General features: G+C 47.0%; 1 protein-coding gene. It reads right to left on the bottom strand.

The window, feature by feature from the left end; genetic code table 11:
• Positions 1 to 35: 35 nt before the first annotated feature.
• On the bottom strand, positions 36 to 917 hold an 882-nt coding region (locus tag MMO38_RS16495), incomplete at its 5' end, for a Tn3 family transposase (RefSeq protein ID WP_032861311.1).

Below are 917 nucleotides of genomic sequence, written 5' to 3'. Positions count from 1 at the left end.
TAGGGGTCGTCTCAGGAAACGGAAAATATAGCACGCTAAGGTTTTTCAATTGCGCGCAATGGCCTAAATTTTCCACCACCTATCTTGGCTTTGCTTCGCCATAGATAATCCCCAGTTAAATTGATGTGCTCCCACCCCAGCGGTGACAGATATTGCAGCAAGGTATCATCGACTGTGCGACCATGCCCTCGTAGGGCGTTAGTCGCTCTCTCTAAATAAACCGTGTTCCACAATACAATGGCGGCGGTCACTAGATTCAAGCCACTGGCTCGATAACGCTGTTGCTCAAAGCTTCGATCTCGAATCTCACCCAATCGATAAAAGAAAACGGCGCGCGCTAATGCATTACGGGCTTCACCTTTATTTAATCCAGCTTGAACCCGACGGCGTAGTTCTACGCTTTGCAACCAATCCAAGATAAACAGTGTGCGCTCAATACGCCCCAGCTCTCGTAATGCCAATGCCAAACCATTCTGTCGTGGATAACTACCGAGTTTACGTAGCATTAGCGACGCTGTGACAGTCCCTTGCTTGATTGATGCGGCCAGACGCAAAATATCGTCCCAATGAGTACGAATCTGTTTGATATTCAGTGTGCCGCCAATCATGGGTTTAAGTGCGGCATAGTCTATGTCTGACTTTGGAATATAGAGTTTCGTATCGCCCAGATCACGAATTCGTGGTGCAAATCGAAACCCTAGCATGTGCATGAGTGCAAAAACATGGTCGGTGAATCCAGCCGTATCGGTGTAGTGTTCCTCGATGCGTAAATCAGACTCGTGATACAGCAGCCCATCAAGAACATAGGTTGAATCACGAACGCCCACATTGATCAGCTTACTGCTAAATGGTGCGTATTGATCAGAAATGTGTGTATAAAATAACCTTCCAGGCTCTGCGCCATATTTTGGATTGAT

Source organism: Acinetobacter sp. NIPH 1852, assembly GCF_022549455.1.
Lineage (GTDB): Bacteria > Pseudomonadota > Gammaproteobacteria > Pseudomonadales > Moraxellaceae > Acinetobacter.
Note: the sequence above shows the minus strand (reverse complement) of the source record. Positions and strands in the feature narration are given on the sequence as shown.